Origin of the sequence: Pseudomonas sp. GD04019, from assembly GCF_029837695.1 — a bacterium.
In the GTDB taxonomy this organism is placed as follows: domain Bacteria; phylum Pseudomonadota; class Gammaproteobacteria; order Pseudomonadales; family Pseudomonadaceae; genus Aquipseudomonas.
Window position 1 is genome coordinate 394048 of sequence record NZ_JAOEEA010000002.1, and the last position, 26996, is coordinate 421043.

General features: G+C 66.0%; 27 protein-coding genes. 12 read left to right on the forward strand and 15 right to left on the reverse strand.

Annotated features, from left to right (window positions below; genetic code table 11):
* Positions 1-44: 44 nt before the first annotated feature.
* From rhlB to N7607_RS04570, 4 genes are all read right to left on the reverse strand, one after another.
* Positions 45-1469, reverse strand: coding sequence for an ATP-dependent RNA helicase RhlB (gene rhlB / locus N7607_RS04555; RefSeq protein ID WP_279868380.1), 1425 nt, complete (start codon positions 1467-1469; stop codon positions 45-47).
* A gap of 87 nt (positions 1470-1556) precedes the next feature.
* Positions 1557-2708, reverse strand: a complete 1152-nt coding sequence (locus tag N7607_RS04560) for a membrane dipeptidase (protein ID WP_279868379.1) — start codon at positions 2706-2708, stop codon at positions 1557-1559.
* Positions 2709-2811: 103 nt separating this feature from the next.
* Positions 2812-3750, reverse strand: a complete 939-nt coding sequence (locus N7607_RS04565) for a GGDEF domain-containing protein (RefSeq protein WP_279868377.1) — start codon at positions 3748-3750, stop codon at positions 2812-2814.
* Positions 3751-3989: 239 nt separating this feature from the next.
* On the reverse strand, positions 3990-4652 hold the full coding sequence (locus N7607_RS04570; protein ID WP_279868375.1) for an alpha/beta hydrolase: 663 nt from the start codon (positions 4650-4652) through the stop codon (positions 3990-3992).
* Positions 4653-5042: 390 nt separating this feature from the next.
* On the opposite strand from N7607_RS04570, the gene N7607_RS04575 reads away from it, so the two are divergent.
* The 4 genes from N7607_RS04575 to N7607_RS04590 all read left to right on the forward strand — a co-directional run bounded on the left by N7607_RS04575 (position 5043) and on the right by N7607_RS04590 (position 9235).
* The gene (locus tag N7607_RS04575; protein ID WP_137971158.1) at positions 5043-6071 is read left to right on the forward strand and encodes an amino acid ABC transporter substrate-binding protein; all 1029 of its coding nucleotides are present in this window, start codon (positions 5043-5045) and stop codon (positions 6069-6071) included.
* 97 nt (positions 6072-6168) lie between these two features.
* Positions 6169-7353 (forward strand): amino acid ABC transporter permease, encoded by a 1185-nt coding sequence (locus N7607_RS04580; RefSeq protein ID WP_279868373.1) that lies wholly within the window; start codon positions 6169-6171, stop codon positions 7351-7353.
* 10 nt (positions 7354-7363) lie between these two features.
* Entirely contained in the window at positions 7364-8461 is a 1098-nt protein-coding gene (locus N7607_RS04585; protein WP_279868371.1) for an amino acid ABC transporter permease, read from the forward strand.
* 12 nt (positions 8462-8473) lie between these two features.
* Positions 8474-9235: an amino acid ABC transporter ATP-binding protein gene (locus tag N7607_RS04590; protein ID WP_137971161.1), complete on the forward strand. Its 762-nt coding sequence runs from the start codon at positions 8474-8476 to the stop codon at positions 9233-9235.
* Between the two features lie 53 nt (positions 9236-9288).
* Here N7607_RS04590 and N7607_RS04595 read toward each other — a convergent pair whose 3' ends face one another.
* The gene (locus tag N7607_RS04595) at positions 9289-10248 is read right to left on the reverse strand and encodes a helix-turn-helix domain-containing protein (protein WP_279868370.1); all 960 of its coding nucleotides are present in this window, start codon (positions 10246-10248) and stop codon (positions 9289-9291) included.
* A gap of 95 nt (positions 10249-10343) precedes the next feature.
* Between N7607_RS04595 and N7607_RS04600 the strand changes: the two genes are divergently transcribed.
* The 3 genes from N7607_RS04600 to N7607_RS04610 all read left to right on the forward strand — a co-directional run bounded on the left by N7607_RS04600 (position 10344) and on the right by N7607_RS04610 (position 12153).
* The gene (locus N7607_RS04600) at positions 10344-10814 is read left to right on the forward strand and encodes a nuclear transport factor 2 family protein (RefSeq protein ID WP_279868369.1); all 471 of its coding nucleotides are present in this window, start codon (positions 10344-10346) and stop codon (positions 10812-10814) included.
* A 40-nt stretch (positions 10815-10854) separates the two neighbouring features.
* Entirely contained in the window at positions 10855-11154 is a 300-nt protein-coding gene (locus N7607_RS04605; protein WP_279868347.1) for a GIY-YIG nuclease family protein, read from the forward strand.
* Between the two features lie 63 nt (positions 11155-11217).
* Positions 11218-12153 (forward strand): glutathione S-transferase family protein, encoded by a 936-nt coding sequence (locus tag N7607_RS04610; RefSeq protein ID WP_279868345.1) that lies wholly within the window; start codon positions 11218-11220, stop codon positions 12151-12153.
* 17 nt (positions 12154-12170) lie between these two features.
* On the opposite strand, the gene N7607_RS04615 is transcribed toward N7607_RS04610, so the two are convergent.
* Entirely contained in the window at positions 12171-12512 is a 342-nt protein-coding gene (locus N7607_RS04615; protein WP_279868343.1) for a glutaredoxin family protein, read from the reverse strand.
* A 1-nt stretch (position 12513) separates the two neighbouring features.
* Entirely contained in the window at positions 12514-13521 is a 1008-nt protein-coding gene (yejK, locus tag N7607_RS04620; protein ID WP_279868342.1) for a nucleoid-associated protein YejK, read from the reverse strand.
* Positions 13522-13793: 272 nt separating this feature from the next.
* On the opposite strand from yejK, the gene N7607_RS04625 reads away from it, so the two are divergent.
* The gene (locus tag N7607_RS04625) at positions 13794-15395 is read left to right on the forward strand and encodes a M28 family peptidase (RefSeq protein WP_279868341.1); all 1602 of its coding nucleotides are present in this window, start codon (positions 13794-13796) and stop codon (positions 15393-15395) included.
* A gap of 51 nt (positions 15396-15446) precedes the next feature.
* Here N7607_RS04625 and N7607_RS04630 read toward each other — a convergent pair whose 3' ends face one another.
* A complete protein-coding gene (locus N7607_RS04630) occupies positions 15447-16778 on the reverse strand; it encodes a TAXI family TRAP transporter solute-binding subunit (protein WP_279868338.1) in 1332 nt (443 codons plus the stop codon).
* A 60-nt stretch (positions 16779-16838) separates the two neighbouring features.
* On the reverse strand, positions 16839-18104 hold the full coding sequence (yjeH, locus tag N7607_RS04635) for an L-methionine/branched-chain amino acid transporter (RefSeq protein ID WP_279868337.1): 1266 nt from the start codon (positions 18102-18104) through the stop codon (positions 16839-16841).
* Positions 18105-18227: 123 nt separating this feature from the next.
* On the opposite strand from yjeH, the gene N7607_RS04640 reads away from it, so the two are divergent.
* The gene (locus N7607_RS04640; protein WP_279868336.1) at positions 18228-18647 is read left to right on the forward strand and encodes an Lrp/AsnC family transcriptional regulator; all 420 of its coding nucleotides are present in this window, start codon (positions 18228-18230) and stop codon (positions 18645-18647) included.
* A 14-nt stretch (positions 18648-18661) separates the two neighbouring features.
* Here N7607_RS04640 and N7607_RS04645 read toward each other — a convergent pair whose 3' ends face one another.
* From N7607_RS04645 to N7607_RS04660, 4 genes are read right to left on the reverse strand one after another with little or no spacing between them, the layout of a single operon-like run.
* Positions 18662-19459, reverse strand: a complete 798-nt coding sequence (locus N7607_RS04645; protein ID WP_279868335.1) for a transporter substrate-binding domain-containing protein — start codon at positions 19457-19459, stop codon at positions 18662-18664.
* Positions 19460-19502: 43 nt separating this feature from the next.
* Positions 19503-20495 carry a 23S rRNA (adenine(1618)-N(6))-methyltransferase RlmF gene (gene rlmF, locus N7607_RS04650; protein WP_279868333.1) on the reverse strand — a complete coding sequence of 331 codons (993 nt, stop codon included), beginning with the start codon at positions 20493-20495 and terminating at the stop codon, positions 19503-19505.
* Positions 20496-20538: 43 nt separating this feature from the next.
* The gene (locus N7607_RS04655) at positions 20539-20760 is read right to left on the reverse strand and encodes a TIGR02450 family Trp-rich protein (RefSeq protein WP_279868332.1); all 222 of its coding nucleotides are present in this window, start codon (positions 20758-20760) and stop codon (positions 20539-20541) included.
* Positions 20757-21743, reverse strand: a complete 987-nt coding sequence (locus tag N7607_RS04660; protein ID WP_279868331.1) for an NAD(P)/FAD-dependent oxidoreductase — start codon at positions 21741-21743, stop codon at positions 20757-20759. Before N7607_RS04660 ends, N7607_RS04655 begins: the two co-directional genes overlap by 4 nt.
* 219 nt (positions 21744-21962) lie before the next feature.
* Here N7607_RS04660 and N7607_RS04665 point away from each other — a divergent pair, with 219 nt between their 5' ends.
* The 3 genes from N7607_RS04665 (at position 21963) to N7607_RS04675 (ending at position 25150) form a co-directional block, all read left to right on the forward strand.
* Positions 21963-22868, forward strand: coding sequence for a TIGR01777 family oxidoreductase (locus N7607_RS04665; protein WP_279868329.1), 906 nt, complete (start codon positions 21963-21965; stop codon positions 22866-22868).
* Positions 22865-23887, forward strand: coding sequence for a ferrochelatase (gene hemH, locus N7607_RS04670; protein WP_279868327.1), 1023 nt, complete (start codon positions 22865-22867; stop codon positions 23885-23887). The genes N7607_RS04665 and hemH overlap by 4 nt, the downstream gene beginning before the upstream one ends.
* 255 nt (positions 23888-24142) lie before the next feature.
* Complete coding sequence (locus N7607_RS04675) at positions 24143-25150, forward strand: acetoacetate decarboxylase (ADC) (protein ID WP_279868326.1); 1008 nt, start codon at positions 24143-24145, stop codon at positions 25148-25150.
* Positions 25151-25298: 148 nt separating this feature from the next.
* Here the strand turns inward: N7607_RS04675 and N7607_RS04680 are convergent, their stop codons facing one another.
* Together N7607_RS04680 and N7607_RS04685 are read right to left on the reverse strand one after the other, a co-directional pair.
* Entirely contained in the window at positions 25299-26483 is a 1185-nt protein-coding gene (locus tag N7607_RS04680) for an acetyl-CoA C-acyltransferase (RefSeq protein ID WP_279868325.1), read from the reverse strand.
* Positions 26484-26516: 33 nt separating this feature from the next.
* Positions 26517-26951, reverse strand: a complete 435-nt coding sequence (locus N7607_RS04685; protein ID WP_279868323.1) for a thioesterase family protein — start codon at positions 26949-26951, stop codon at positions 26517-26519.
* Positions 26952-26996: the final 45 nt, after the last annotated feature.

Here is a 26996-nt window from a genome sequence, read left to right on the forward strand (position 1 = left end):
AACAAAAAAGCCCGCGTCGAGCGGGCTTTTTTATGGGCTGCCGGTCAGTGCTTGCGCGGCACCGGCTTGAGCAGCTCTTCCGGCGGCATCTCGCAATTGATCTTGCGGCCGAGCAGCTCTTCGATCGGCGGCAGGGCGAAGGCGTCGTCCTCACCGGCGAAGCTGATCGAGGTGCCGCTGGCGCCGGCGCGGCCGGTTCGGCCGATGCGGTGCACGTAGTCGTCCGGCACTTCCGGCAGGGTGAAGTTGATCACGTGGCTGATGCCGTCGACGTGGATGCCACGGCCGGCCACGTCGGTGGCGACCATCACGCGGATCTTGCCTTCGCGGAAGCCTTCCAGGGTCTTGATCCGCTTGTGCTGCGGCACATCGCCGGACATCTGCGCGGCGCTGACGCCGTCGCGGATCAGTTTCTCCTCGATGCGGCGCACCTCGTCGCGGCGGTTGGCGAACACCATCACCCGCTGCCAGTCATTCTGCGTCACCAGGTTGTACAGCAGCTTGTACTTGTCCTGGCTGGACACGGCGTAGACGTGCTGCTCGACGGTGTCGCTGGCGACGTTTTCCGGCTCGATCTCGACAATGGCCGGGTTCACCGTCCACTGCCGCGCCAGGTTCATCACGTCCTCGGTGAAGGTCGCGGAGAAGAGCAGGGTCTGGCGGTCGCCCTTCATCGGGGTCTGGCGGATGATCTGACGGACCTGCGGGATGAAGCCCATGTCGAGCATGCGGTCGGCTTCGTCCAGCACCATCACCTCGACCATGTCCAGGTGCACTTCGCCGCGCTGGTTGAAGTCCAGCAGGCGGCCTGGAGTGGCGACGAGGATGTCGCAGTAGCGCGATTCCAGCTGCTTGAGCTGCTTGTCGAAGTCCATGCCGCCGACGAACTGCATGACGTTGAGGCCGGTATACTTGGTCAGGGCCTCGGCATCCTTGGCGATCTGCACCACCAGCTCGCGGGTCGGCGCGATGATCAGCGCGCGCGGCTCGCCCATGTAGCGCTCTTTCGGCGGCTGGGTCTGCAGCAGCTGGGTGATGGTGGAGATGAGGAAGGCGGCGGTCTTGCCGGTACCGGTCTGGGCGCGGCCGATGGCGTCCTTGCCCTTCAGGGTGTGACCGAGGACCTGGGCCTGGATCGGCGTGCAATAAGGGAAGCCGAGGTCGTGAATGGCGTGCATCAGCTCAGGCGCCAGGCGGAAGTCGTGGAAGCGGGTCTTGCCTTCGGCGGGCTCGACCACGAAGTCTTCCAGCTTCCAGGTGTCCACCGGTTTGGCCGGGCGCTCGCGGCGCGGCTTGTCGGCACGCGGCTTCTTGGCTTCGCGCGGCGCTTTGGCTTCGGCATCCGCCTTCGGTTGCGGATGGCGCGGGGCGCTCGGTTTGGCGGGGACGCTGGGAGTGCTGGCGGGAGTAACGCTGGCGGGCTGTTCGGCTTCGCCCTTGCTGAAGATTTTCTTGAGTGCTTTGAGCACGGCCGTCTCGTATTGGTCAAGGAATGAACGGCCGCCAGTGTAAAGCAAGAAGCCCGCGCGGCGAAGTGCCGCGCGGGCTGCGGCCGGTCAATCGGGCAGGTTGGCCAGGAGCAGGTCGCGCACGTTGCCGCCCATGATCGCGGCGATATCGGCGTCGCTGAAGCCGGCGCGCTGCAGGCCCTCGGTGATCTGCGCCAGGCCGGTGGTATCGAAAGGCGTGTGCACCGTGCCGTTGAAGTCCGAGCCCAGGGCCACGTGGGCGACGCCGACCTTGTCTGCGGCATAGCGGATGGCGCGCACGATGGCACCGACCGAGGTCTCGCAGACGGCGGCGTCCCAGTAGCCGATGCCGATCACCCCGCCTGTGGCGGCGATGCGTTGCAGGTGGTCATCGGTGAGGTTGCGCGGGCCGGGACAGGTGCCGGCCACGCCGGTGTGGGAGACCAGCACCGGGCGCGTGGCGATGGCCAGCACGTCGTCGATCAGCGGCTTGGAGGCGTGGGCCAGGTCGACCAGCATGCGCTTCTCCTCCAGGCGGGCGATTACCTGGCGGCCCAGCGGGGTGAGGCCGCCTTTTTCCAGGCCATGGGCCGAGCCGCCGACCTCGTTGTCGAAGAAGTGGGTCAGGCCGGCGATGCGGAAACCGGCGTAGTACAGGCGGTCTACGTTTTCCAGCCTGCCCTCGATGGGCTGCAGGCCCTCGGTGGCCAGCACCGTGGCCAGGCGCTGCGGATCGCGCTGCCAGGCCTGCAGGTAGGCGGCCAGCTCGCCACGGGTATGGATCAGCACCAGCTTGCCGTCGCTGGCGGCCGCGGCCTGCTTGAGCTTGTCGGCCTGGTACAGGGCGCGGGCCAGCAGGCTGCCCCAGGTCTCCCGCGGCCAGCGCTGGGCCATGGCGAGGATGGTGATGTTGTCGCTGTCGGCGCCATTGCTTTCGTAGTTGATACCGCGTGGGGTCTTGGTGACGGTAGAGAACACCTGCAGGCCGACGCGGCCCTCGAGCAGGCGCGGCAGGTCCGAATGGCCATAGTCGTGGCGCTCCAGCAGGTCGCGCTGCCAGAGCAGGGCATCGTCGTGCAGGTCGGCGACGAACAGGGTCTGGTGCAGCCTTTCCGCGGAATCGCTGGCGGGGTAGGGCGCGGGCGTGGCCACGCTGTTCGCCTGGCGGTCGAGTAGGGTGGGGATGGTGAAGAAGATAACCGGCACGAGGATCAGCAGGACGAGCAGTAGCTTGCGCATGGGGCATCCGATCATTGTTGTTATGCGCCGGACTCTAACAAGACGCGCCAGCGGGTGGCGATGGGCTGGCGGTTTCGCCGGGGGATTTGGCGGGCCAGCCTGCTCAGCCGAACAGGCGATTGCGGCCCTGCTGCTTGGCCTTGTACAGGGCCGCATCGGCCCGCGCGATCAGGCTTTCCAGGCCGTCCTTGTCCTGCATCTGGGCCATGCCGATGGATACGGTAACGCCGGGCAGTATGCCGACCGGCGAATAGAACGAGCTGATCTGCTCCAGGCTTTGGCGCAGGCGCTCGCCGATGGTGCGCGACTCGCTGGCGTCCAGCTCCGGCAGAAGGATGACGAACTCCTCGCCGCCATAGCGCACCATGCTGTCCTTCGGCCGCAGCTGGTTGCGCAGGGTGTGCGCCACCAGGCACAGGGCGTAGTCGCCGGCCAGGTGACCATGCTGGTCGTTGTAGGCCTTGAAGTGGTCGACATCGAGCATGAGCATGCTCATCGGCTGGTTGCTGAAGGCGCAGCGAGTGCTCTCGCGTTCGTACACGTGCTCCAGCCAGCGGCGGTTGAAGCAGCCGGTGAGGATGTCGACGTTGGCGTTCTGTTCGCTGTCGAGAATGATCCGGTTGCCCTTGCGCACCCGGTCGCAGAGCAGTTCCAGCAGGTTCTGCATCAGCTCCGGCGACTGGTCGAACAGCTTCATCAGTGACTCGCGGTGCAGGCGCAGGACCAGCGAGGGCTGGGTGGCGACCACATAGGCCGAGGGGCGGTCGTTGTCGATAAAGCTGATTTCGCCGGCGCAATCGCCCGGAGCCAGGGTGCTGACAGGCTGGTTGTCGAGGGAGCCGAGGTAGACCTTCAGCTCGCCCTCGAGCAGCAGATAGAGGTGCTGGTTGCGATTGAAGGGCGACAGCAGGATCTCGCTGGCCTCCAGTTCGCAGGCGCGAAACTCCTGCAGCAGCTGTTGCAGGCTGCTGGCGGCGACGTTCTGGAACAGTCGCAATTGGCTGATCTGCTGGAGATCCTGCTGCCAGTTGGCATTTTTCATCGCGAGAATGAATAACCTGTCTGGCTGCTGCGGGTGGGCATCGCGAAACACTCCCTGTCCTAGGGCGAACACCTAGCAGCGACCTTATGCTCCGCAATATTACCTATGCAATCCTCGGGCTAGAGCGGTCCGACCAGCGGTCACACGCGATGGACGGGGTTGCCCCGACCGCCGGCCGCTTGACCTTTCCAGTCTAACTTAGCGAATTGCCGGGGCTTCTCGACGAAGCCTTGACGCCACTATCCGACTTTCAGCACCTGTTTCAGCCAGGCGCCGATGTCCTGGATTTCCTCCAGCATCACTTCGTGGCCCATCGGGTATTCCCGCCAGGCAACCGGCACGCCCTGGGCGGCCAGCGCGTCATGGGCGGCGCGGCCCATGAACTTGGGCACCACGTCATCCTGACTGCCGTGCAGACACAGCACCGGCAACTGACGGCGTGACGCTTCCACCTGCATCTCCTCGGGGAAGGTTGGGGCATAGGTGGACAAGGCCAGCAGCCCACCCAGCGGACCCTGCCAGCGCAGGAAGGCGGTGTGATAGACCACCGCGCCGCCTTGGGAGAAACCGGCCAGAACGATCCGCGCCGGGTCGATGCCGCTGTCGCGCTGGGCTTCGATGAGTGCGATCACGGTCTGCGCCGAGGTCTCCATCTGTTCCTTGTCGATGGCCCGCGCCGGGCTCATGGCCAGGATGTCGTACCAACTGGGCATGGACCAGCCACCGTTGATGGTCACCGGCCGAGTCGGCGCCTGGGGCAGCACGAAGCGCGTGGCGGGCAGTTGCTGCTGCAGCATCTTGGCCACCGGCTCGAAGTCGTAACGATCGGCGCCCAGGCCGTGTAACCAGATGACGCAGGAATCGGCCGCGGTTGCGGGCTCCAGTAGCAGGGCTTCTTGCATGATTGCTCCATTATGGTGCGCATGAGCATTTTTGGTGCTTCATGCTTTTCTCGGTTCGTTGAATCACTTAATAAGATGTCGCACAGGGAAAAGTTTGCCTCTTGACCTGCAATCAATACCGTCCGGTCACGAAACTGGTACGCACCTTGCTGTAAGAAGCGGGTCCGGCGGGGGCCGTTCTAGAGCGGAAGCCGGACAAATCTGCTGCGTCTCTTTCCCGTAAGACCTACGGAGATGAAAGGGTCATTCGCCGGTCTGCGGATCGGCATCTAGACTCCCTTCAGGTTCGCACCCCGGTTGATCCTGCCATGGTGGCGGGATCGAACGTGCCTCACAAGGGTACGGCGGCAGGACCGAGACTCGACCAAACAAGAACACTTGGAGGTTTTGATGAAGATGGTGAAATCCACCCTGGCAGTACTGACCACGGCTGCGGTGCTCGGTGTGAGCGGTTTCGCTCATGCAGGTGCGACCCTGGATGCGGTGAAGAAGAAAGGCTACGTGCAGTGCGGTATCAGCGATGGTTTGCCCGGTTTCTCCTACGCCGACGCCAAGGGTAACTACCTGGGGATCGACGTGGACATCTGCCGTGCCGTGGCTGCTGCCGTATTCGGTGATGCCTCCAAAGTGAAATTCAGCCCGCTGACCGCCAAGGAGCGCTTCACCGCGCTGCAATCCGGCGAAGTCGACGTGCTGTCGCGCAACACTACCTGGACCAGCTCGCGTGATGCGGCCATGGGCCTGAACTTCACCGGCGTGACCTACTACGACGGTCAAGGCTTCCTGGTGAACAAGAAGCTCGGCGTTTCCAGCGCCAAGGAACTGGACGGCGCCACCGTGTGCATCCAGGCCGGTACCACCACTGAGCTGAACCTGGCCGACTACTTCCGCGCCAATGGCCTGAAGTACACCCCCATCACCTATGATACCTCCGACGAAAGCGCCAAGTCGCTGGAGTCCGGCCGTTGCGACGTGCTGACCTCCGACCAGTCGCAGCTGTACGCCCAGCGCATCAAGCTGGCCGCGCCGGACGACTACGTCGTGCTGCCGGAAGTGATCTCCAAGGAGCCGCTCGGCCCGTCCGTACGCCAGGGTGACGAAGAGTGGTTCGACATCGTGCGCTGGAGCCTGTACGCACAGCTCAACGCCGAGGAGCTGGGCGTGACTTCCGCCAACGTGGAAGAAATGGCCAAGTCCACCAAGAACCCGGACATCGCTCGCCTGCTGGGCGCAGAGGGTGATTTCGGCAAGGATCTGAAACTGCCGAAGGACTGGGCCGTGCAGATCGTCAAGCAAGTCGGTAACTACGCCGAAATCTTCGATCGCAACGTCGGTGCCGGCAGCGAGCTGAAGATCGAGCGTGGTCTCAATGCCCTGTGGAACAAAGGTGGCATGCAGTACGCACCGCCGGTGCGCTGATCCCCTTTGCCATCGCCCCCTCGTGGGGCGATGGTGTTCCTGAGTTAACGAACTCCGCGCCGCAATCCACGGGCGCGGAGTTTCTATGAGGGCCGTTATGCCAAATCCTGCCAATATTTCGCGCCCGCGCACGTCGGTCTGGACCGACCCGCAGGTGCGCGGCTGGCTATTCCAGATTATTGCCGTGGTCGCCGTCGTGGCCATCGGCTGGTACCTGTTCCACAACACCCAGCACAACCTCGCCCAGCGCGGGATCATCTCCGGCTTCGGCTTCCTGGAGCAGAGCGCCGGCTTCGGCATCCCCCAGCACCTGATCGACTATCAGGAGAGCGACAGCTACGGCCGGGTGTTCGTCATCGGCCTGCTCAACACCCTGCTGGTGGCGGGCATCGGCATCGTGTTCGCCACCATTCTTGGCTTCATCCTCGGCGTGGCGCGGCTGTCGCCCAACTGGATGATCAGCAAGCTGGCCACCATCTATATCGAGACCTTCCGCAACATCCCGCCGCTGCTGCAGATCTTCTTCTGGTACTTCGCCGTATTCCTGCCGCTGCCCGGCCCGCGGCAGAGCCTCAGCCTCGGCGACACCTTCTTCCTCAGCAACCGTGGCCTGAACATGCCGTCGCCGACCATGGCCGAAGGCTTCTGGCCGTTCTTCATCGCCCTGGTGCTGGCGCTGGCGGCAATCTGGTTCATGGCCCGCTGGGCGCGTCAGCGCTTCGAGGCCACCGGCCAGGGCTTCCCGACGCTGATCAGCAGCCTGGTACTGATAGTTGGCCTGCCGGGGCTGGCCATGCTGGCGTTCGGTGATCCCTTCCACTGGACGGTGCCGGAGCTCAAGGGCTTCAACTTCCGCGGTGGCTGGGTGCTGATTCCCGAACTGATGGCGCTGACCCTGGCGTTGACCGTGTATACCGCGGCCTTCATCGCCGAGATCGTGCGTTCCGGGATCAAGGCGGTGAGCCACGGCCAGACCGAGGCGGCGCGCTCGCTCGGCTTGCCGGCCGGCAAGACCCTGCGCCTGGTGATAGTGCCGCAGGCCCTGCGCGTGATCATTCCGCCGCTGACCAGCCAGTATCTGAACATCGTGAAGAACTCGTCGCTGGCGGCCGGTATCGGCTACCCGGACATGGTCTCGCTGTTCGCCGGTACGACCCTGAACCAGACCGGCCAGGCCATCGAGGTCATCGCCATCACCATGAGCGTGTACCTGGCCATCAGCATCAGCATCTCGATCCTGATGAACTGGTACAACAAGCGCATCGCGCTGATCGAGCGGTAAGGAGAAGCGCATGGAAGTCCATCAATTCCGTCCGAGTCTGCCGCCGCCCCGCATGAGCGTGGGTGTGGTCGGCTGGCTGCGGTCCAACCTGTTCTCCAGCTGGTTCAACACCCTGTTGACCCTGCTGGCCATCTACCTGGTCTGGCTGATCGTGCCGCCGCTGCTGAAGTGGGCGGTGTTCCAGGCCGACTGGACCGGCACCACCCGCGCCGACTGCACCGGTGAGGGCGCCTGCTGGGTGTTCATCAAGGAGCGCTTCAGCCAGTTCATGTACGGCTTCTACCCGGAGGAGCTGCGCTGGCGCGTGGATCTGACCGTGTGGCTGGCGGTGATCGGCGCGGCGCCGCTGTTCATCCCGGCGATGCCGCGCAAGGCCAGCTACGGGCTGCTGTTCCTGGTCGTCTACCCGCTGCTGGCCTTCTGGCTGCTGCACGGTGGCTTCCTCGGCCTGACCGAGGTGGAGACCAGCCAGTGGGGCGGCCTGATGCTGACCCTGGTGATCGCCGCCGTCGGCATCGCCGGCGCGCTGCCGCTGGGCATCCTGCTGGCCCTGGGCCGGCGCTCGAAGATGCCGGCGATCCGCGTGATCTGCGTGACCTTCATCGAGTTCTGGCGCGGCGTGCCGCTGATCACCGTGCTGTTCATGTCCTCGGTGATGCTGCCGCTGTTCCTGCCGGAAGGCCTGTCCTTCGACAAGCTGCTGCGCGCCCTGATCGGGGTGATCCTGTTCCAATCCGCCTACATCGCCGAAGTGGTACGTGGCGGCCTGCAGGCCATCCCCAAGGGGCAGTACGAGGCGGCCGCGGCCATGGGCCTGGGCTACTGGCGGATGATGGGGCTGGTGATCCTGCCGCAGGCGCTCAAGCTGGTGATCCCGGGCATCGTCAACACCTTCATCGCCCTGTTCAAGGACACCAGCCTGGTGATCATCATCGGCCTGTTCGACCTGCTCAACAGTATCAAGCAAGCCACCACCGACCCGGCCTGGCTGGGCATGGCGACCGAGGGCTACGTGTTCGCCGCCCTGGTGTTCTGGATCTTCTGTTTCGGCATGTCCCGCTATTCCATGCGCCTGGAGCGCAAGCTGGACACCGGCCACAAGCGTTAGGAGTCATAGACCATGACCGAAGTTAAGAAAGAAGCCGCGGCCGAGCCGATCATTCAGCTGCAGGGCGTGAACAAGTGGTACGGCCAGTTCCACGTACTCAAGGACATCAACCTCAATGTGCAGCAGGGCGAGCGCATCGTCCTATGCGGCCCGTCGGGTTCCGGCAAGTCCACCACCATCCGCTGCATCAACCGCCTGGAGGAGCATCAGCAGGGGCGCATCGTCGTCGATGGCACCGAGCTGACCAGCGACCTCAAGCACATCGAGGCGATCCGCAGCGAAGTGGGCATGGTGTTCCAGCATTTCAACCTGTTCCCGCACCTGACCGTGCTGCAAAACTGCACCCTGGCGCCGATGTGGGTACGCAAGATGCCCAAGCGCAAGGCGGAAGAAATCGCCATGCACTTCCTCGAGCGCGTGCGCATTCCCGAGCAGGCGCACAAGTACCCGGGCCAGCTCTCCGGCGGCCAGCAGCAGCGCGTGGCCATCGCCCGTGCGCTGTGCATGAAGCCGAAGATCATGCTGTTCGACGAGCCGACCTCGGCCCTCGACCCGGAAATGGTCAAGGAAGTGCTGGATACCATGGTTGGCCTGGCCCAGGACGGCATGACCATGCTCTGCGTGACTCACGAGATGGGCTTCGCCCGCACCGTGGCCGATCGGGTGATCTTCATGGACCGCGGCGAGATCGTCGAACAGAACGAGCCCAACGCGTTCTTCGACAACCCGCAGAACGAGCGGACCAAGCTGTTCCTCGGCCAGATCCTGCACTGATCTGCGCAGCCGTAAAAAAGAAAGGAGCCTTCGGGCTCCTTTTTCTTTGCGCGCTATTCAGCGAGCGGTTGGCGCAGGCGCTTGCGGAAGGCGCCGGGCGTCTCGCCACACAGCTGTTTGAACAGCTTGGCGAAGGTGGCGCGATCGGCGTAGCCGACCTGGGCGGCGACATGCTCCAGCGAGCGCGCCGGGTTGCGCAGGGCGCTCTGCGCGGCGCTGATGCGCAGGCGTTGCAGATAGTCGTTGGGTGTCAGCCCGGTGGCCGCCTTGAAGCGGCGCAGCAGGGTACGCGTGGAGCAATTGGCGCGTTCGGCCAACAGCGGCAGGTCGATGGCGTGGGCGTGGTGCTGCTGCAGCCAGCGCAGCAGCGGGGCGATCAGCGGGTCGTCCTGCCCGGCGAGTGGCAGCAGCGGGGCGAAGCGCGATTGCTGGCCGCGCTCGCGCTCTACCACCAGGGCGCCGGCTACGCGCTGCGCCAGCCAGTCGCCGCCGTGCACGGCGATCAGGTGCAGGCACAGGTCGAGACCGGCCTGGGCGCCGCCAGAGCAGAAGCGGTTGTCGTGCTCGGTGAACAGCTGGTCGATCTGCAGGCGCACCCTGGGGAAGCGCTGGCGGAAGTTATCCGCCAGCGCCCAGTGGGTCGTGGCGCGGCGGCCGTCCAGCTGGCCTGCGGCGGCCAGCAGGCAGGCGCTGCTGCACAGGCTGGCCAGCTGCTGGTGCTGCGGTCGGGCGGCCAGCCAGACGAGCAGGGCTGCGTTGTGTTCCAGCGTTCGATCGAGCGCGCTGCCGGTAGCGGGAATCAGCAGCAGGTCGGCGCGCTCGGCCAGGCTCAGGTCGCCATCCACCCGCAGCTGCGCGTAACCCAGCTGCACCGGTTGGCCATCGGCGCTAACCCGCTGCAGCGCGAACAGCGCATCGCCGGCCAACTGGTTGGCCAGGCGAAAGGCGTCGTCGGCCATGCTCAGGCTGGAGAGCACGGTCTGCGGGCAGGTATAGAGGGCGATACGGATCATGTGGCGATTATTGACACAAAGTTGTCTTTATCGCCAATCGCCGGTCGTCTTCTGCGCGGCCATACTCTGCCCATCACCAATTGGAGCAGCAGCCCATGGCCCACCCCAATGCCGAACTGATCGACCGTTTCTACCAGGCCTTCCAGCGCCAGGATGCCGAGGCCATGGCCGCCTGCTACGCCGACACTATCGAGTTCTCCGACCCGGTGTTCCGCGATCTGCAGGGCACGGACGCCGCCGATATGTGGCGCATGCTCTGCGCCCGCGCCAAGCAGTTCTCCCTGACCTACGAGGTGCTCGAGGCGGACGAGCAGCAGGGGCGCGCGCGCTGGGTGGCGACCTACCTGTTCAGCCAGACCGGGCGCATGGTGGAGAACCACATCGAGGCCAGTTTCCGCTTCGCGGGCGGCAAGATCGTCGAGCACCGCGACCGCTTCGATCTGTGGCGCTGGGCGCGCCAGGCCCTGGGTGCCAAGGGCGTGCTGCTCGGCTGGCTGGCACCGGTGCAGGACGCCATCCGCAAACAAGCCATGGGTGGGTTGCGCGCCTGGCAGGCCGGGCGCTGACTGGCGTAAGCTCGGCGGCCTTGTATTGCGCTGCCGAGCCATGACCGATACACCTCCTGCCAAGCCCTGGTCCGTCTACTTGGTGCGTGCCGAGAACGGCGCGCTGTACTGCGGCATCAGCGACGATCCGCAGCGGCGCTTCGCGCAGCACCGCAGCGGCAAGGGCGCGCGCTTCTTCCACTCCAGCCCGGCGCAGGCGCTGGTGTATATCGAGAGCTGTGCGGACAAGAGCGCCGCGCTGCGCCGTGAGCGGGCGATCAAGGCGCTGGCCAAGACCGCCAAGGAGCGCCTGGTGGCTGCCTTCATCATGGAAGAAGCTGATAGCCCGCTATCAGTCTGAATGGGTAGGCCGGTGCCGGCCGTGGAGTTAAGCTGGCCCATCCACACTGACGCGGAGCCCGTCATGCACGAGTTGATCCTGCACCACTACCCGACCTCGCCGTTCGCTGAAAAGGGCCGCCTGCTGTTGGGCTTCAAGCAGTTGTCCTGGCGCTCGGTGATGATCCCGGCGGTGATGCCCAAGCCCGACCTGCTGGCCCTGACCGGCGGTTACCGCAAGACGCCGGTGCTGCAGATCGGCGCGGACATCTATTGCGACACCGCACTGATCGCCCGCCGCCTGGAGGCCGAGAAGAGCGTCCCGGCGCTGTTCCCGGAAGGCCAGGAATTCGTCGTCGCCAGCTTCGCCCAGTGGGTCGATTCGGTGGTGTTCCAGCATGCGGTGAGCCTGGTGTTCCAGCCCGAATCCGTGGCGCTGCGCTTCGCCAAGCTGCCGCCGGAGGCGGTCAAGGCCTTTATCGCCGATCGCGCCGGTCTGTTCAGCGGTGGTAGCGCCACGCGCCTGCCGGCGGAAATCGCCAAGCACAACTGGCCGGGCATCATGGCCCGCGTCGAGCAGCAGTTGGCGCGCGAGGAGGGCGACTTCCTGTTCGGCGAGCCGTCGCTGGCCGACTTCTCCCTGGCCCACTGCCTGTGGTTCCTCAAGGGCACCCCGGTCACCGCGCCGCTGGTCGACGCCTATCCCAATGTCAGTGCCTGGCTGGGCCGCGTGCTCGGCTTCGGCCATGGCGCCTCCAGCGCGCTCACTGCAGAAGAGGCTATAGAGATCGCTCGCGCGGCGACCCCGGCGGCCCTGCCGGATGAGCAATTCGCCGAGCCCAACGGTTTCCAGGCCGGCCAGCGGGTGAAGATCGCGGCTACTGACTATGGCGTCGATCCGGTGGAGGGCGAGCTGCTGTTCGCCGGCGCCGAGGAGCTGATCCTGCGCCGCGAGGACGAGCGCGCGGGCGTGGTGCATGTGCACTTCCCGCGCCTGGGCTTCCGCATCGAGGCGCTGTAGCCGATATCAAGGCGGCGCTAGCGGAGCGCCGCCTTGATGCCTTCCGGGTTGTAACCGCGGATCACGGTGTCACCGATGGTCAGCAGCGGAATGCCCTGGCCGTTGAGTGCATCGTAGGCGCGGCGGCCCTCGCTGGATTTTTCGATATCGAACTCGGTGTAGCGAATGCCCTGTTCGGCGAGGAAGCTGCGGGTTTTGGCGCAGTAGCCGCACCAGGCGGTGGCATAGAGCACCACTGGCGCGTTCGCGTTGCTTGCGGCCGACTGTGGCGCCGGCTTCAGGCCGGTGAAGGTCTCGATGCGCTCCCAGTTCTGCCAGGCGGCGAGAAGCGCCAGCAGGATGAAAATCCGTTTGCCCATGTCAGTCCTTGCGACGCTTGAGTTGATCCTTCAGCTGGGTCGGCACCTGGCGAATGATCAGCATGTCGCGCGCCTCGTCGTATTCGATCTTCGAACCCAGCAGGTGGGCCTCGAAGCTGATCGACAGGCCCTCGGCGCGGCCGGTGAAGCGGCGGAACTGGCTGAGGGTGCGCTTGTCCGCCGGAAATTCCGGGGCCATGCCGTAATCCTTGTTGCGGATGTGCTCGAAGAAGGCGCGCGGGCGGTCCTCGTCGATCAGCCCGGAGAGCTCGTCGAGGGTGATCGGCTCGCCGATCTTGGCCTGGCTGGTGGCGTAGTCGACCAGCGTCTCGGTCTTGGCGCGGGCCTGCTCCTCGGCCATGTCCTCGCTCTCGACGAAGTCGCTGAAGGCCTTGAGCAGGGTGCGGGTCTCGCTCGGCGCATCCACGCCTTCCTGGCAGCCGATGAAGTCGCGGAAGTAGTCCGAGACCTTCTTGCCGTTCTTGCCCTTGATGAACGAGATGTACTGCTTGGAGTTGGCGTTGTTGCGCCACTCGGAGATGTTGATGCGCGCCGCCAGGTGCAGCTGGCTGAGGTCCAGATGCTTGGCCGGTGCCACGTCCAGCGCTTCGGTCACCGTCACGCCTTCGCTGTGGTGCAGCAGGGCGATGGCCAGGTAGTCGGTCATGCCCTGCTGGTAGTGCGCCAGCAGCACGTGGCCGCCGGTGGACAGGTTGGATTCCTCCATCAGCTTCTGCAGCTGCTCCACGGCCTGGCGGCTGAAGGCGGTGAAGTCCTGCTCGCCGTCCAGGTAGGCCTTCAGCCAGCCGCTGAACGGGTAGGCGCCGGATTCCTCGTGGAACAGGCCCCAGGCCTTGCCCTGCTTGGCGTTGTAGCTCTCGTTGAGATCGGCCAGCAGATTCTCCATGGCCTGCGACGCGGCGAGCTCGGAGTCGCGTGCGTGCAGCACGGCCGGCGAGCCGTCGGGCTTCTTGTCGATCAGGTGGACGATGCAGTGGCGGATCGGCATGGGTATCGGTCTTCGGTGGTTCGGAACAGGGCGAGGAGTCTACCCGACAACGGCCCGTGGCGGGTCTCTGCCCGGTCGGGTGATGGCTTAGTGCCGGCATCTTCGGTGATCCACCGCAATATTTCGGATAAAAGTCGCTACCCGCTTCGCTTCTTGAGAAATGTACGTCTACTGTTTTTTCGTCCACACGACGCAGTAAAGGGACGGCCCGCGGTGGCGCCACAAGCGCCGCCGCATCCATTTGCTCCAAACACGGATTGGAGAAAGACCCCATGCATTACAAGAAAAAGCTGCTGTTTGCTTCTCTCCTGGCCTCCGCGGCCGCCCCGGCGCTCGCCGCCGGACCTCAGGATCTCTCGCAAGTCTTCGACAAACTCTGGAGCCCGACTCGCCTCGGCCCGCTGGAGTGCCGCGCCGGCCTTCTCAATAGCTCACCTCTGCTGCTGCCACGCTGCATGCAGGCGCAGAACACCAATCAGCATCTGCAGATGCTGCACGACGTGGCCCTGGCCAACGGCGGCAACCGTGCCGCCGGCCTGCCGGGTTACGACGGCTCGCTGAACTACGTGAAGGAAACCCTGGAGCGCGCCGGTTACCGGGTCACGCTGCAGGCCTTCCCGTTCAGCGCCTTCTACCCGCAAGGCCCGGGCACGCTGCAGGCCGTGGCGCCGAGCCCGGAGACCTTCGAGTGGGAGGTGGACTTCACCTACCTGTCGCAGACCGATGCCGGTGACATCACCAGCACCGTGGTGCCGGTGGACATCGCCCTCGGCGCCGGCAACACCTCCAGCAGCGGCTGCGAGGAGGCCGATTTCACCGGCTTCCCGGCCGGCTCCATCGCCCTGCTGCAACGCGGCAGCTGCAACTTCGCGATCAAGGCCGAGAACGCCGCCAACGCCGGCGCGGTCGGTGTGGTGGTGTTCAACCAGGGTGACACCGAGGACCGCAAGGGCCTGATCAACGCCACCCTGGGCGATGCCTATGCCGGTGGCATTCCGGTGCTGTTCACCACCTATGACGTGGGTGTGGGTCTGGCCCAGACGGCTGACCTGCAGGTACGCATGGTCACCGACGTGGTGCGCGAGCGCACCCAGACCCAAAACCTGGTGGCCGAATCGAAGCATGGCAACCCGAACAACGTGGTGATGGCCGGTGCGCACCTGGACTCGGTATTCGAGGGTGCTGGCATCAACGACAACGGTTCGGGCAGCGCCGCGCTGCTGGAGCTGGCCGTGCAGCTCCGCAAGGTGAGGCCGACCAACAAGCTGCGCTTCGCCTGGTGGGGCGCCGAGGAGTCGGGGCTGGTGGGTTCGACCTACTACGTGACCCAGCTGCCGCCGGAAGAGAAGGCGAAGATCAAGGCCTACCTGAACTTCGACATGATCGCCTCGCCGAACTTCGGCTACTTCATCTATGACGGCGACGGTTCCGCCTTCGGCCTGGAAGGCCCACCCGGTTCCGCGGCCATCGAGAAGCTGTTCGAGGAGTACTACAAGCTGCGTGGCCTGCCGTTCGAGGGTGACGAGATCACCTTCCGTTCCGACTACGCGCAGTTCTTCACCGACGGCATCGCCTTCGGCGGCCTGTTCACCGGCGCCGAGGAGCTGAAGACCGAGGAGCAGGCCGCGCGTTACGGCGGTACTGCCGGCATCGCCCTCGATCCGTGCTACCACGCGGCCTGCGACAACCTGGGCAACATCGACATGCGTGCGCTGGAGATCAACGGCGACGCCATGGCCTTCGTCACCAGCTGGCTGTCGCATTCCACCAAGGCAATCGATGATGAGATCGCGGCGGGCACGGCAGGCAAGAGCCTGAAGCGCGCCGCCCAGGCCTACGACATCACCCACTGGGGCAAGCACTGGATCAAGTGATCCACGCCTGTTGACGAAAGCCCCGCCACGGTTCGCCTTGGCGGGGCTTTTTCATTGCACCGCTGCTGACGCCTGGCGGCGCTGCACCGCATGCAGGCGTTCGATCATGTAGCGCAGGTGCATGTGCAGCTCGTACAGCTCGCTGGAGTAGGACAGCGGCACCTCGACCCGCGCCAGCTCGTCCTCCAGCTTCTCCAGGCGCTCGATCTCGGCGCCGATATCGCCGTTCAGGCTGCCCTTGTACAACTGCTGGTCGATTTCGCGCAGGTGCTTGTACCAGCGGTAGATGCGCGCCCGGATGCGCCACTGGTAGATCGGGCCGATGGCCTTGAACAGCGGGAACAGCAGCACCAGCAGCGGAATGGCCAGGATGATGTAGCGGTCGGCCAGCGAGGCGATGCGGAACGGCAGGTAGCGCTGCAGGATCGGCAGGCCCTTGTCGTAGTAATAGTCGGCCTCGCTCAGGGTCCGCAGCGACAGCGGCGGGCGCGCCGGATAGCTGCCGGCCGGGTCGAGCAGGCTGCCGTTCTTCAGCACGGTCTTGGTTGCCTCCAGAATCAGCGGGGTCAGCGAGGGATGGAAACTCTCGCCGGCCACCAGGGTGGCCACCGGGCCGAGGGTGACGATGTCGCGCTCCGGGGTGTTGCGCGCCATGTCCAGCATGCCTTCGCCGACTTCCAGGCGGCTCAGGTAGGGCAGGCGCGCCAGGTAGGCCTCGGTGCGGCGCAGGCTGACCAGGCGCAGCTCGGGCTCGGCGGCCAGACGCTGGATCAGCGGGTTCTCCGCCGGGCCGACGAAGAAGGCGGCGTCCAGCTCACCCTTCACCAGCGCATCGGCGGCGCGACTGCCGCCCAGTTGTTGCCACTGTTCGGGGTAGGCGCCCGGCTCGATGCGGTTGGCGGCGAACAGGGCGGCGGCTACCGCCTGGGTGCCGCTGTCTTCCGAGCCGATGGCCAGGCGCAGTTTCATCAGGTCGGCTAGGCGCTCGAACTTCACCTTGCGCCCGGTGAACAGCCACAGCGGCTCGCGGTACATCACGCCAAGGCCGGCCAGCTTGTCCCGCGCCTCGGTATCCAGGGTCAGCTCCTGGCCGCTCTGCACCAGGGCCAGTTCGACCGAGCCTTCGCCCAGCTTGGCCAGGTTGTCACGCGAGCCCTGGCTCTGCACCAGCTCCAGCTCGAAACCCTGCTGCTCCAGCTCGGCCCGCAGGCGTTCGGCGAAGGCGTGGTAGCCGCCACCGGGAGCGCCGGTAGCCATGCGCGCATGCATGGGTGGCGGCGGGGCGACGAAGTAGAACAGCGCACCAACCAGGCCGGCCAGAACCGGCACTATCCACAGGTTGGCGAGGATGAGGATTTTCAGGTCGCGGAGAATGCGGCGCATGGTCGGTCCTTGTGGCTATCCCTGGCAGAGGATAGCCGGCCGGGGCCGCTCGCTCACCGTTCAGCCGCGCGAGGCGAGAACCGCTCCGCGTCGATCGTGCCAGTAGCCCAGCGCTGCCAGCAGCACCAGCAGACCCAGGGCATACAGCGCCTCCACGCCCAGGGCCACCAGCACCAGGCCGCAGAGCAGGGTGCTGAAGCCGGCGACCCAGCGCCAGAAGCCGCGCAGCAGGACCCAGCCGGCAGCCATGCTGAGCAGGTAGACGACGACGAAGTTGCCGTTGGCGTAGCGGATCAGATCGTCCACCGACAGCTGCATCACGGCGGCCAGAGTGGCGCACAGGCAGCAGATCAGCACCACCACCAGCAGGGCGCGGGCCGGTACACCGTGGCGGTTGAGGGGCGCGAGCGCGGAGGGCAGCTTGCCTTCGTCGGCCAGGCTCCAGATCAGCCGGGCGAAGCCCTGCACATAGACGTTCATCGAGGCGAAGCAGGCCAGGTAGCCAACCGCGGCTACCAGCCAGCGCGCCTCGTCGCCGAGCAGCATGTGCATCAGCCGCGGCAGCGAGGCGGCGTCGCTGTGCACGTCGCCGTACACGCCGAAACTCAGTACCGCCACCGAGAAGCCCCAGTACACCAGGCCGGCCAGCAGCACACCGAGCAACAGGGCCAGGGGGAAGTCGCGCTGCGGGTGCTTGAACTCCTCGCCCAGGTGGGTGAAGGCCTCGATGCCGACGAAGCACCAGAACATCACGCCCAGCGCTGTAGGGATCAGGTGCCAGGAATCGTCGATTTCCGGCAGCAGAGGCTGGCTGGCCAGTGGCAGATCGCCGACCCACCAGACCAGGCCGACCGTGCCGAGAATCGCCAGGGCGATCAGCCCCTGCACCAGGCCGCTGGCCCGGGCCGGACGCTGGCCGAGCAGGAACATGGCGCCGAGGGTGACGAACTGGATCAGCAGCGCCTCGCCTTTGCCGATCGGCAGCACCGCTTGCCAGAAGCCGGTGGCGATATTCAGCGCGGCCGGCAGGCCGACCGGCAGTACGGCGAGGAACAGGAAGGCGATCAGCCTTTCCATGCGCGCGCCGAAGGCCCGTCCGATCAGGTGCGGCGCGCCGCCGGCGTGGGGGAAGCGCTTGCCCAGCTGGGCGAAGGTGAAAGCCACCGGCAACACCAGGGCGATCAGAATCAGCCAGGCCCAGAGCGAGGCACTGCCGGCGGCGGTGGCGGCCAGCGCGGGCACCACGAAGATGCCGGTGCCCAGCAGCGAGGTACTGAGCAGGGCGATACCTTGCAGCAGGCCCAATTCCTTGTTCAGCCGGCTCATGATGTATGCTCGCTCCTTCCTTTCGATCCCGCCATGTTAAGCGCGCCGCCTCGAGCAGGTCGCCGCCGTTCACCGGCAAACTGGCGGAATCCACCGTCAAACTGCCTGCCGTCGAGAACCACCGTGGACAAGTTCGATCGCCAGATCATCGCCCTGCTGCGCCAGGATGCGCGTACCTCCGTCAGCCAGATCGCCCGCGAAATCAGCCTGTCGCGTTCGGCGGTCGGCGAGCGCATTCGCCAGCTGGAGCAGAGCGGGGTGATCCGCGGCTACCACGCCCAGGTGGCCGATCCTGTCGGTGGTGGGGTCAAGGCCTTCCTCGAACTGTTCTATACGGACGGCCGCTGCCAGGATTACGTCGAGCGCATGCGCGTCTACCCGGAGATCCGCCAGTGCTGCGGCATCAGCGGCGAGACCGACATGCTGGTGCAGGTCGAGGCGGCCAGCATGGCGCGCCTGGCCGAGATTCGCGGGGTGATCGAGAGCTTCCCCGGCATGCAGCGGGTGAAGACGCACATGGTGGTCAACGAGTGGGCAATGTAACGAGGGGCTGAGACCTATCGGGTCGACGCCTGGGTCGCCTCTTCCTCGGTGAGCATGTACTTGCCCGCCTGCAGGTCGCGGAAGTAGCGGTCGTAGCGGCCGCTGTCGCGGAATACCTGCAGGCGCTGGTTGAAGCGCAGCAGCAGGTCTTCGCTACCGGCCAGGCTTTTCGGCAGCATCAGGTAGCTGCGGTTGACCAGCAGCGGCACCGGGTGGTGGGTGATACGGGCGCGCTCGGCGGGGGTGAAGTGACGGGCCAGGGCGGCGTAGCCGACGTTCACCTCCTGCGGGTACAGCACGATGCGTTCCTTGAGCAGCTTCTCGAAGTTCTGCTGGTCGCTGGAGACGCGCTCCATCTTCACCTTGCCCTGCGCCAGGAAGGCGTCGAACTTCGGCCCGTAGCTGTATTCCAGGCCGCCGCCCAGGGTCATGCCGGCGAGGTCGTCGAAGCTGCGCCAATCGAAGGGCAGCGACTTGAGATGGAAGAACACGAATTGCTCGTCGAGCAGCGGCGCGCTGAACAGGAAGTCCGCCTCGCGCTCGTCCTTGTGCATCCACACGCCGGTGGCGTCGAACTTGCCCGCGGCGGCCGCCGAATACGCACGCGGCCAGGGCAGGAAGCGGAAGCTGACGGTGTAGCCCTCCTCGGCGAACAGGTCGCTGATGATGTGGGCGATCACGCCGCTGTGGCGTAAGTCCTGGGACAGGTAGGGCGGCCAGTCGCCGACGCTGATCTGCAGCTCGCGCGGTTCCGCCTGGGTGCTCAGGCACCAGGACAGGCAGCAGATCGTCAGCAGGGTTTTCCAGCGCATGGGCACTCCCGGGCTCCCTGAGGCTGTTACCCCTTCAGCATAGTCAGTTCGCGCCGCCGGCGATGCTACCGTTCAGCCAGGCGCGGCGCGCCTCAACCTCGTGAAAGGTCCAGGCGACGAAGCGGCTCTGCTTGTTGCCCTGGGCCATGTCCAACTGGCGCACTTCCAGTGCGCCGGCCTTCTTCAGCGCGGCTTCCAGTCCGGGCAGGTTGCTGGCCTTGGATACCAGGCTGCTGAACCACAGCACCTGGCCGGCCACGGCCGCGCTCTCGTGCGCCATGCGCCGCAGGAAGGCCGCCTCGCCACCCTCGCACCACAGCTCGTTGCTCTGCCCGCCGAAGTTCAGCACCGGCAGCTTGCGCTTGGGGTCGAGCTTGCCGAGGTTCTTCCACTTGCGCGTGCTGCCGCTCACCGCCTCGGCGGCGCAGGCGTGGAAGGGCGGGTTGCACAGGGTCAGGGTGAAGCGCTCGTCGCCGCTCAGCAGGCCCTGGAAGATATGCTGCGGCTCGCTCTGCTGGCGCAGTTCGATGCCCTCGGCCAGGCCGTTGGCCTGGACGATCACACGGGCGGCGGCCAGGGCCACCGGGTCGATGTCCGAGCCGAGGAAGCGCCAGCCGTAGTCGCTGTGGCCGAGCAGCGGGTAGATGCAGTTGGCCCCGGTGCCGACGTCCAGCACCCGTATCGCCTTGCCGCGCGGAATGACGCCGTCGTTGCTCTCGGCCAGCAGGTCGGCCAGGCCGTGCAGGTAGTCGGCACGGCCGGGAACCGGCGGGCACAGGTAACCCGGCGGAATGTCCCAGTGGGCGATGCCGTACAGCTGGCGCATCAGCGCGCGGTTGAACACCTTCACCGCCTCGGGGTCGGCGAAGTCGATGCTCTGCTTGCCGTAGGGGTTGAGGATGACGAAGCGGCCCAGCTCCGGGCTGGCCTCGATCAGCTTGGGAAAGTCGTAGCGCCCCTGATGGCGGTTGCGCGGATGTAACTGGCCTTTGACGACGGCTTTGGGTTGGCGGGGCGGATGAGCTTTTTGGCGCATGGTGGAGGTTTCGACGGGCGGGGGCGGCATTGTCCCACAGGGGCTACTTCCAGCCCATCCGCCAGTGCTCGCCGTCTTCCAGCTGGCGCCAGTCGATGCGCGCGCTGCGCCGGGTCAGCACGGCCTGCAGCTCCACGGCCAGTACGTTGCCTTCCTCGTCGCGGTGCAGTTCGGTCACGAGGAAATGCTTCTCGCGCTGGCGTGGCTGGCGCGCCGTCCACTTCGACAGCAGCAGCTTGCGCGGGTTGATGTGGCCGGGCCTCACTGGCGATGTTCCAGCAGCCGTCGCGCCACCTCCTGGCCGCTGAGCCAGGCGCCTTCCACCCGGCCGGACAGGCACCAGTCGCCGCAGGCATACAGGCCCAGGTCGGCGTCGGCCAGGGCGCCCCACTCGTGGGCGCTGGCCGGGCGCGCGTAGAGCCAGCGATGGGCCAGGGTGAAGGCCGGGGCGGGCAGGGCACAGCCGATCAGCTCGGCGAAGGCGCCATGCAGTTGCTCGATCACCGCCTCCTTGGGCAGGTCCAGGTGCTGCTTGCTCCAGGCGCTGCTGGCGTGCAGCACCCAGGTGTCGACGCTGCCGTCGCGGCCCGGTTTGCTGCGGCTGCGGGCCAGCCAGTCCAGTGCGCCCCCCTGCACGAAGCAGGCCTCGACGCGGGTATCCAGCGGCTGCTCGAAGCCCAGGGCCACGGCCCAGGTCGGTTCCATGATCACGCTGGCGGCGGCGCCGGCCAGCTTGGGTGCGGCGGCCAGCAGGTTGGTGGCCTGCGGCGCCGGGGTGGCGATGATCACGCTGCTGTAGGGGCCGTGGCTGTTGCCGTCGGCGTCCTGCAGGCTCCAGTGCTGCTCGCCGCGGAACACCTCGGTGATGCGGCAGGCGAAGTGCACCGGCAGGGCGCCGAGCAGCGCGCGGCTGACGGCGCTCATACGCGGCGTACCGACCCAGCGCACCTGCTCGTCCGGCGAGGGCAGCAGGCCGTTCTGGTTGTAGTGGTAGAGCTGTGGGTCCCACTCGGCGACCCAGCCGCGCGCCTGCCACTGCTGCACCACTTCGACGAAGCGGCGGTCGCGGGCGGTGAAGTACTGGGCGCCGAGGTCCAGCGAGCCGACGTCGCTGCGCTTGCTGGCCATGCGTCCGCCGCTGCCGCGGCTCTTGTCGAACAGCTCGACCTCCAGCCCTGCCGCATGCAGGGCCTGGGCGGCGGAGAGGCCCGCCAGGCCGGTACCGATAATCGCGATGGGTGCGTTCATTGTGAGCCTCGTTTCCCGGGCCGGTCGCTTCTCGGAGCGATTGACTGCCGGCTACATGTTGGACACGGCTGGACGAACATTGGTTGTACCCGTCTCACGCAATCCGTTGCGTGAGCCTGCTGAAACTGGGACGGCGGGCGCGGCGAAAAAAGGCACGTTGCGCCGTCATGATTCAGACTAGGGCGTGACAGGTGGTTAACGCCATGCGAGGAGGATGCCATGCACATATTGCTGACCGGCGGTACAGGTCTGATCGGACGTGCCCTGTGTCGCCAGTGGTTGCAGCAGGGGCACCAGCTGACCGTGTGGAGCCGCACGCCGGACAGGGTCGCCGCCCTGTGCGGAGCTGCCGTGCGTGGCATTGGCCGGCTGGAGAATTACGGCGACAGTCCGCTGGACGCGGTGATCAACCTGGCCGGCGCGCCCATCGCCGACCGACCCTGGATCCACAGGCGCAAGGCGCTGCTGTGGGCCAGCCGCGTGACGCTGACCGAGCAGTTGCTGGCCTGGCTGGAGAGCCGGGACGACAAGCCACGAGTGCTGATCTCCGGTTCCGCCGTCGGCTGGTATGGCGACGGCGGCGAGCGCGAGTTGCACGAGGACAGTCCGCCGGTGGTCGAGGATTTCGCTGCCCAATTGTGCGGCGCCTGGGAGGAGACGGCGCAGCGCGCCGAGGAGCAGGGCATTCGCGTGGTGCTGCTGCGTACCGGGCTGGTCCTGGCCGGCGACGGTGGCTTCCTCAAGCGCATGCTGCCGCCGTTTCGCCTGGGCCTGGGTGGGCCGATCGGCAATGGTCGACAGTGGATGCCGTGGATCCATCTGCAGGATGAAATCGGCCTGATCGATTTTCTCTTGCAGCGGGAAGACGCCCGCGGTCCCTATAATGCCTGCGCGCCGCAGCCGGCCAGGAACAAGGCCTTCGCCCGTGCCCTTGGCCGTGCGCTGGGCCGCCCGGCATTGCTGCCGCTGCCCGGGCCGTTGCTCCGGCTGGGCCTGGGCGAGATGTCCGGGCTGCTGCTCGGCGGGCAGAAGGCGCTGCCGCAGCGCGCTCTGGCCGCCGGCTACGAATTCCGTTTCACCGATCTCGACTCGGCCCTGGCCGATCTGTTCAAGGACACCGCATGACCGATCACGCCCTGCTGTTGATCAACCTGGGTTCGCCGGCCTCCACGGAGGTTGCCGACGTGCGTCGCTATCTCAACCAGTTCCTCATGGACCCCTATGTGGTCGATCTGCCCTGGCCGCTGCGTCGGCTGCTGGTGTCGCTGATCCTGATCAAGCGCCCGGAGCAATCGGCCCATGCCTACGCGTCGATCTGGTGGGAGGGCGGCTCGCCGCTGATCGTGCTCAGCCGCCGCCTGCAGCAGGCCATGCAGCCGCACTGGCCGCACGGCCCGGTGGAGCTGGCCATGCGCTACGGCGAGCCGTCCATCGAGACGGTGCTCAAGCGCCTGGTGGCCCAGGGCGTGCGCAAGGTGACCCTGGCGCCGCTCTACCCGCAGTTCGCCGACAGCACCACCACCACCGCGCTGGAGGAAGTGCGCCGGGTGGTGCGTGAGCAGAAGCTGTCGCTGCAGTTCGCCGAGCTGCCGCCGTTCTATGACCAGCCCGAGTACCTAGACGCCCTGGTGGCCAGCGCCAGGCCGCACCTGCAGCAGGATTTCGACCATCTGCTGCTGAGCTTCCATGGCCTGCCCGAGCGCCATCTGCACAAGCTCGACCCGAGCGGCCACTGCCTGAGGGGCGCCGACTGCTGCCGTACCGCTTCGCCCCAGGTACTCGCCCACTGCTATCGCGCCCAGTGCCTGCGCAGCGCCGAGCTGTTCGCCGAGCGCGCCGGGCTGCCGGCGGGTAAGTGGTCGGTGTCGTTCCAGTCGCGCCTGGGCCGCGCCAAGTGGATCGAGCCGTACACCGAGACGCGTCTGGACGAACTGGCCAAGGCCGGGGTGAAGAAGCTGCTGGTGATGTGCCCGGCCTTCGTCGCCGACTGCATCGAGACCCTGGAAGAGATCGGCGATCGCGGCCGCGAGCAGTTTCAGGAGGCGGGCGGCGAACAGCTGGTGCTGGTGCCGTGCCTGAACGATCACCCGCAGTGGGTGGAGGCGCTGAAGGTGCTGTGCGAGAGGGCGCCGCAAGGGGTGTGAACGAGACGGGGCTGCGGCCCCGTCTGCGTTTGCGCCGGTTGGTGTGATCGCTCGGCCCAGGCGCTTTACTCGGTCCGAAACAAATGGATTCAACCGGTAGCGGCGGCGGCTGATCAACAGCGCATGTCGCGCTTGACCTTAAAGTTAAGTTTAAAGTTAGGGTTTTCCGTGCCCCGCCTCTCGAGGTCCTGACCCAGAGGCGCAACCAGGGTTCAGCAGACAAGAACCCCATCACCACACGGAGAACCAACAGACATGAAATTCCCCAGGGTTGCAGTAGCGGCAGGAGTCTTCCTGAATGCCATCGCGATTTCTTCATGGGCGGCGAATGCACCGGTCAGCCAACAGGCCGAGACTGCAATCACCGTTATCGCCGGCCACAACATCCCGGTGCCGGCGGGCGGGTTGTACGACCGCTACCACTCCAACCCGCCGCTCTCCGTCATCGCGGCCGAAGCGCCGGATATCGACCTGAGCTGGTTCAAGGAGCTGAAGAAGACCAAGGTCGACATGGGCTTCGAGTCCTATTCGCCCAACTTCTACTACAAGAACAGCAAGGTGACGGCGGTCTTCACCGCCGACCTGGACAAGCTGAAGTCGCTGATGCCCGCGCAGGTGCTGGAGCAGGTGCAGCCGCTGCAGGTGTGGCCGGGCAGGGGCCTGGTCGCGTTGACCGGTTATGTCTATGAATACTGCGACAACGACAGCTACAACGAGATCTCGCTGTCCATCGTCACCAGCAAGCCCGGAGACGCCAACCTGGGGCCGGTTTCCCTGGTCGATCAGTCGATGTCCAAGGACTTCTGGGGCTATGTGCTCAAGCTTCCGGTGGACACCGAGCTGGCCAGGGTCAGGGGCGTGGTCGGCTACAACCTGCCCAAGTGGCTGACCGGGATCCACTTCAAGGAAAACGACCAATCGGTGGTCTTCGAGATCATCGACAGCCAGACGGGGAAAGTCGACGTCACCCTGGAGACGGACAAGCTGGGAGAGCTTTCCGATGAGGCCGATCTGGTCACCAACAGCTTCACCAACATCGGCCACAACGGCGAGCTGACCTACGGCTATGCGGTGTCACGCCAGCTGAGCCACGCCTCCAGCACCGATGAAGACTCGGTGAAGCTGGAACTCAGCGATGGCAGCCTGTCGACCTACATCGAGGCCCTGGGTCTGGGCGAGATGGTGAAGTACGAATATGTGCCGAACTTCCAGAGCGCGCTGTATGCCCCCGCGCCACTGCAATCGCTGTTGGAAAGCGACTGACTCTGCAGAGCAGGGCAAATAGAAACAGCAAGTAGCCCGGATGCAATCCAGAGACGGAGTTGCCCAGGTCCCGGATTGCATCCGGGCTACAACCGGCAAAAGAAAAACGGGGGCCGCAGCTCCCGTCTCGATCAGCAAGCCGTGAGGCTTACAGCACCTCGAACAGCCCGGCAGCACCCATGCCGCCGCCGACGCACATGGTGATCACCACGTACTTCACGCCGCGACGCTTACCTTCCAGCAGGGCGTGGCCGACCATGCGCGCGCCGCTCATGCCGTAGGGGTGGCCGATGGAGATGGCGCCGCCGTTGACGTTGAGCTTGGCTGGGTCGATGCCGAGTTTCTGCGCGCTGTACAGCACCTGGCAGGCGAAGGCTTCGTTGAGCTCCCACAGGCCGATGTCGTCGACGGTGAGGCCGTGTTGCTTGAGCAGTTTCGGCACGGCGAACACCGGGCCGATGCCCATCTCTTCCGGGGCCAGGCCGGCCACAGCGATGCCGCGGTACAGGCCCAGCGGCTGGATGCCGCGCTGGGCGGCCAGGGCGCCGCTCATCAGCACGCTGGCGCTGGCGCCGTCGGACAGCTGGCTGGCGTTGCCGGCGGTGATGCAACCGCCTTCGATGACCGGCTTGAGCTTGGTCAGGTCGTCCAGCACGGTCTGCGGGCGGTTGCCTTCGTCCAGGCTCAGGGTGACCTCTTCGAAGCTGATCGCGCCGGTTTCCTTGTCCACCAGTTTCTTGCGCGCGGTGACCGGGACGATCTCGTCGGCGAACAGGCCGGCGGCCTGGGCGGCTGCGGTGCGCTGCTGCGACTGCAGGGAGTAGGCGTCCTGCGCCTCGCGGCTGATGCCGTAGCGCTTGGCCACCAGCTCGGCGGTCTGCAGCATCGGCATGTAGGCGTGCTCCGCCATCTTCACCACGGCCGGGTCGTAGTCGGTGGCGGTCCACTTCATGTGGGTGTTCTGCACCAGGCTGATCTGCTCCTGGCCGGCGCCGACGGTGACGGCCATGCCGTCGACCATGATCTGCTTGGCGGCGATGGAGATGGCCATCAGGCCCGAGGCGCACTGGCGGTCGATGGTCTGGCCGCTGACCGACAGCGGCAGGCCGGCGGCCAGCAGCGACAGGCGACCGAGGTTGGTGGAGGCGGTGCCGCCCTGCATGGCGGTGCCCATCACCACGTCCTCGATCTCGGCGGCCTCGATGCCGGCGCGCTCGACGGCGGCGCGCAGGGCGACGGCGGCCATGGACGGCGACTTGAGGTCGTTGAAGGCGCCGCGGAAGGCCTTGGCGATCGGTGTGCGGGCGGTGGAGACGATGACGGCGTCTTGCATGGCGGAATCCTCTGTTGTGGTCTTCGTTGGTTCTTAGTCGCGCAGCAGGCGGGCGAGCGCCGTACGCAGGGTTTCGGGAATCGGCACCGGCCGGTTGCCGGCGCGGTCGACGAAGACGTGAACGAAGCGCCCGGCGGCGCAGGCCTCGTCTTCGCCGGCCTTGAAGATGGCCAGCTCGTACTGCACCGAGCTGTTGCCCAGCTTGCCGACGCGCAGGCCGACCTCGATGCGTTCGGGGAAGGCGATGGAGGCGAAGTAGTCGCACGACGAGCTGACCACGAAGCCGATGACCTCGCCCTCGTGGATATCCAGGCCGCCGACCTCGATCAGGTAGGTGTTCACCGCGCTGTCGAAGAAGCCGTAGTAGACGACGTTGTTGACGTGGCCGTAGACGTCGTTGTCGTGCCAGCGCGTGGTGATCGGCTGGAAGTGGGCGTAGTCGCCGCGCAGGTGCTGCGGTGGATTCATGCTCGGTCCTCGTGCTTGTGCATCACCCTAAGGCCTGGGCGGTGC

Bases quoted from the DNA above. Each gene is read 5' to 3' on its own strand.
- N7607_RS04560 (WP_279868379.1), bottom strand. From the start codon at position 2,708: ATGCGCAAGCTACTGCTCGTCCTGCTGATCCTCGTGCCGGTTATCTTC.
- N7607_RS04565 (WP_279868377.1), bottom strand. From the start codon at position 3,750: ATGAAAAATGCCAACTGGCAGCAGGATCTCCAGCAGATCAGCCAATTG.
- N7607_RS04570 (WP_279868375.1), bottom strand. From the start codon at position 4,652: ATGCAAGAAGCCCTGCTACTGGAGCCCGCAACCGCGGCCGATTCCTGC.
- N7607_RS04575 (WP_137971158.1), top strand. From the start codon at position 5,043: ATGAAGATGGTGAAATCCACCCTGGCAGTACTGACCACGGCTGCGGTG.
- N7607_RS04580 (WP_279868373.1), top strand. From the start codon at position 6,169: ATGCCAAATCCTGCCAATATTTCGCGCCCGCGCACGTCGGTCTGGACC.
- N7607_RS04585 (WP_279868371.1), top strand. From the start codon at position 7,364: ATGGAAGTCCATCAATTCCGTCCGAGTCTGCCGCCGCCCCGCATGAGC.
- N7607_RS04590 (WP_137971161.1), top strand. From the start codon at position 8,474: ATGACCGAAGTTAAGAAAGAAGCCGCGGCCGAGCCGATCATTCAGCTG.
- N7607_RS04595 (WP_279868370.1), bottom strand. From the start codon at position 10,248: ATGATCCGTATCGCCCTCTATACCTGCCCGCAGACCGTGCTCTCCAGC.
- N7607_RS04600 (WP_279868369.1), top strand. From the start codon at position 10,344: ATGGCCCACCCCAATGCCGAACTGATCGACCGTTTCTACCAGGCCTTC.
- N7607_RS04605 (WP_279868347.1), top strand. From the start codon at position 10,855: ATGACCGATACACCTCCTGCCAAGCCCTGGTCCGTCTACTTGGTGCGT.
- N7607_RS04610 (WP_279868345.1), top strand. From the start codon at position 11,218: ATGCACGAGTTGATCCTGCACCACTACCCGACCTCGCCGTTCGCTGAA.
- N7607_RS04615 (WP_279868343.1), bottom strand. From the start codon at position 12,512: ATGGGCAAACGGATTTTCATCCTGCTGGCGCTTCTCGCCGCCTGGCAG.
- yejK (WP_279868342.1), bottom strand. From the start codon at position 13,521: ATGCCGATCCGCCACTGCATCGTCCACCTGATCGACAAGAAGCCCGAC.
- N7607_RS04625 (WP_279868341.1), top strand. From the start codon at position 13,794: ATGCATTACAAGAAAAAGCTGCTGTTTGCTTCTCTCCTGGCCTCCGCG.
- N7607_RS04630 (WP_279868338.1), bottom strand. From the start codon at position 16,778: ATGCGCCGCATTCTCCGCGACCTGAAAATCCTCATCCTCGCCAACCTG.
- yjeH (WP_279868337.1), bottom strand. From the start codon at position 18,104: ATGAGCCGGCTGAACAAGGAATTGGGCCTGCTGCAAGGTATCGCCCTG.
- N7607_RS04645 (WP_279868335.1), bottom strand. From the start codon at position 19,459: ATGCGCTGGAAAACCCTGCTGACGATCTGCTGCCTGTCCTGGTGCCTG.
- rlmF (WP_279868333.1), bottom strand. From the start codon at position 20,495: ATGCGCCAAAAAGCTCATCCGCCCCGCCAACCCAAAGCCGTCGTCAAA.
- N7607_RS04660 (WP_279868331.1), bottom strand. From the start codon at position 21,743: ATGAACGCACCCATCGCGATTATCGGTACCGGCCTGGCGGGCCTCTCC.
- N7607_RS04665 (WP_279868329.1), top strand. From the start codon at position 21,963: ATGCACATATTGCTGACCGGCGGTACAGGTCTGATCGGACGTGCCCTG.
- hemH (WP_279868327.1), top strand. From the start codon at position 22,865: ATGACCGATCACGCCCTGCTGTTGATCAACCTGGGTTCGCCGGCCTCC.
- N7607_RS04675 (WP_279868326.1), top strand. From the start codon at position 24,143: ATGAAATTCCCCAGGGTTGCAGTAGCGGCAGGAGTCTTCCTGAATGCC.
- N7607_RS04680 (WP_279868325.1), bottom strand. From the start codon at position 26,483: ATGCAAGACGCCGTCATCGTCTCCACCGCCCGCACACCGATCGCCAAG.
- N7607_RS04685 (WP_279868323.1), bottom strand. From the start codon at position 26,951: ATGAATCCACCGCAGCACCTGCGCGGCGACTACGCCCACTTCCAGCCG.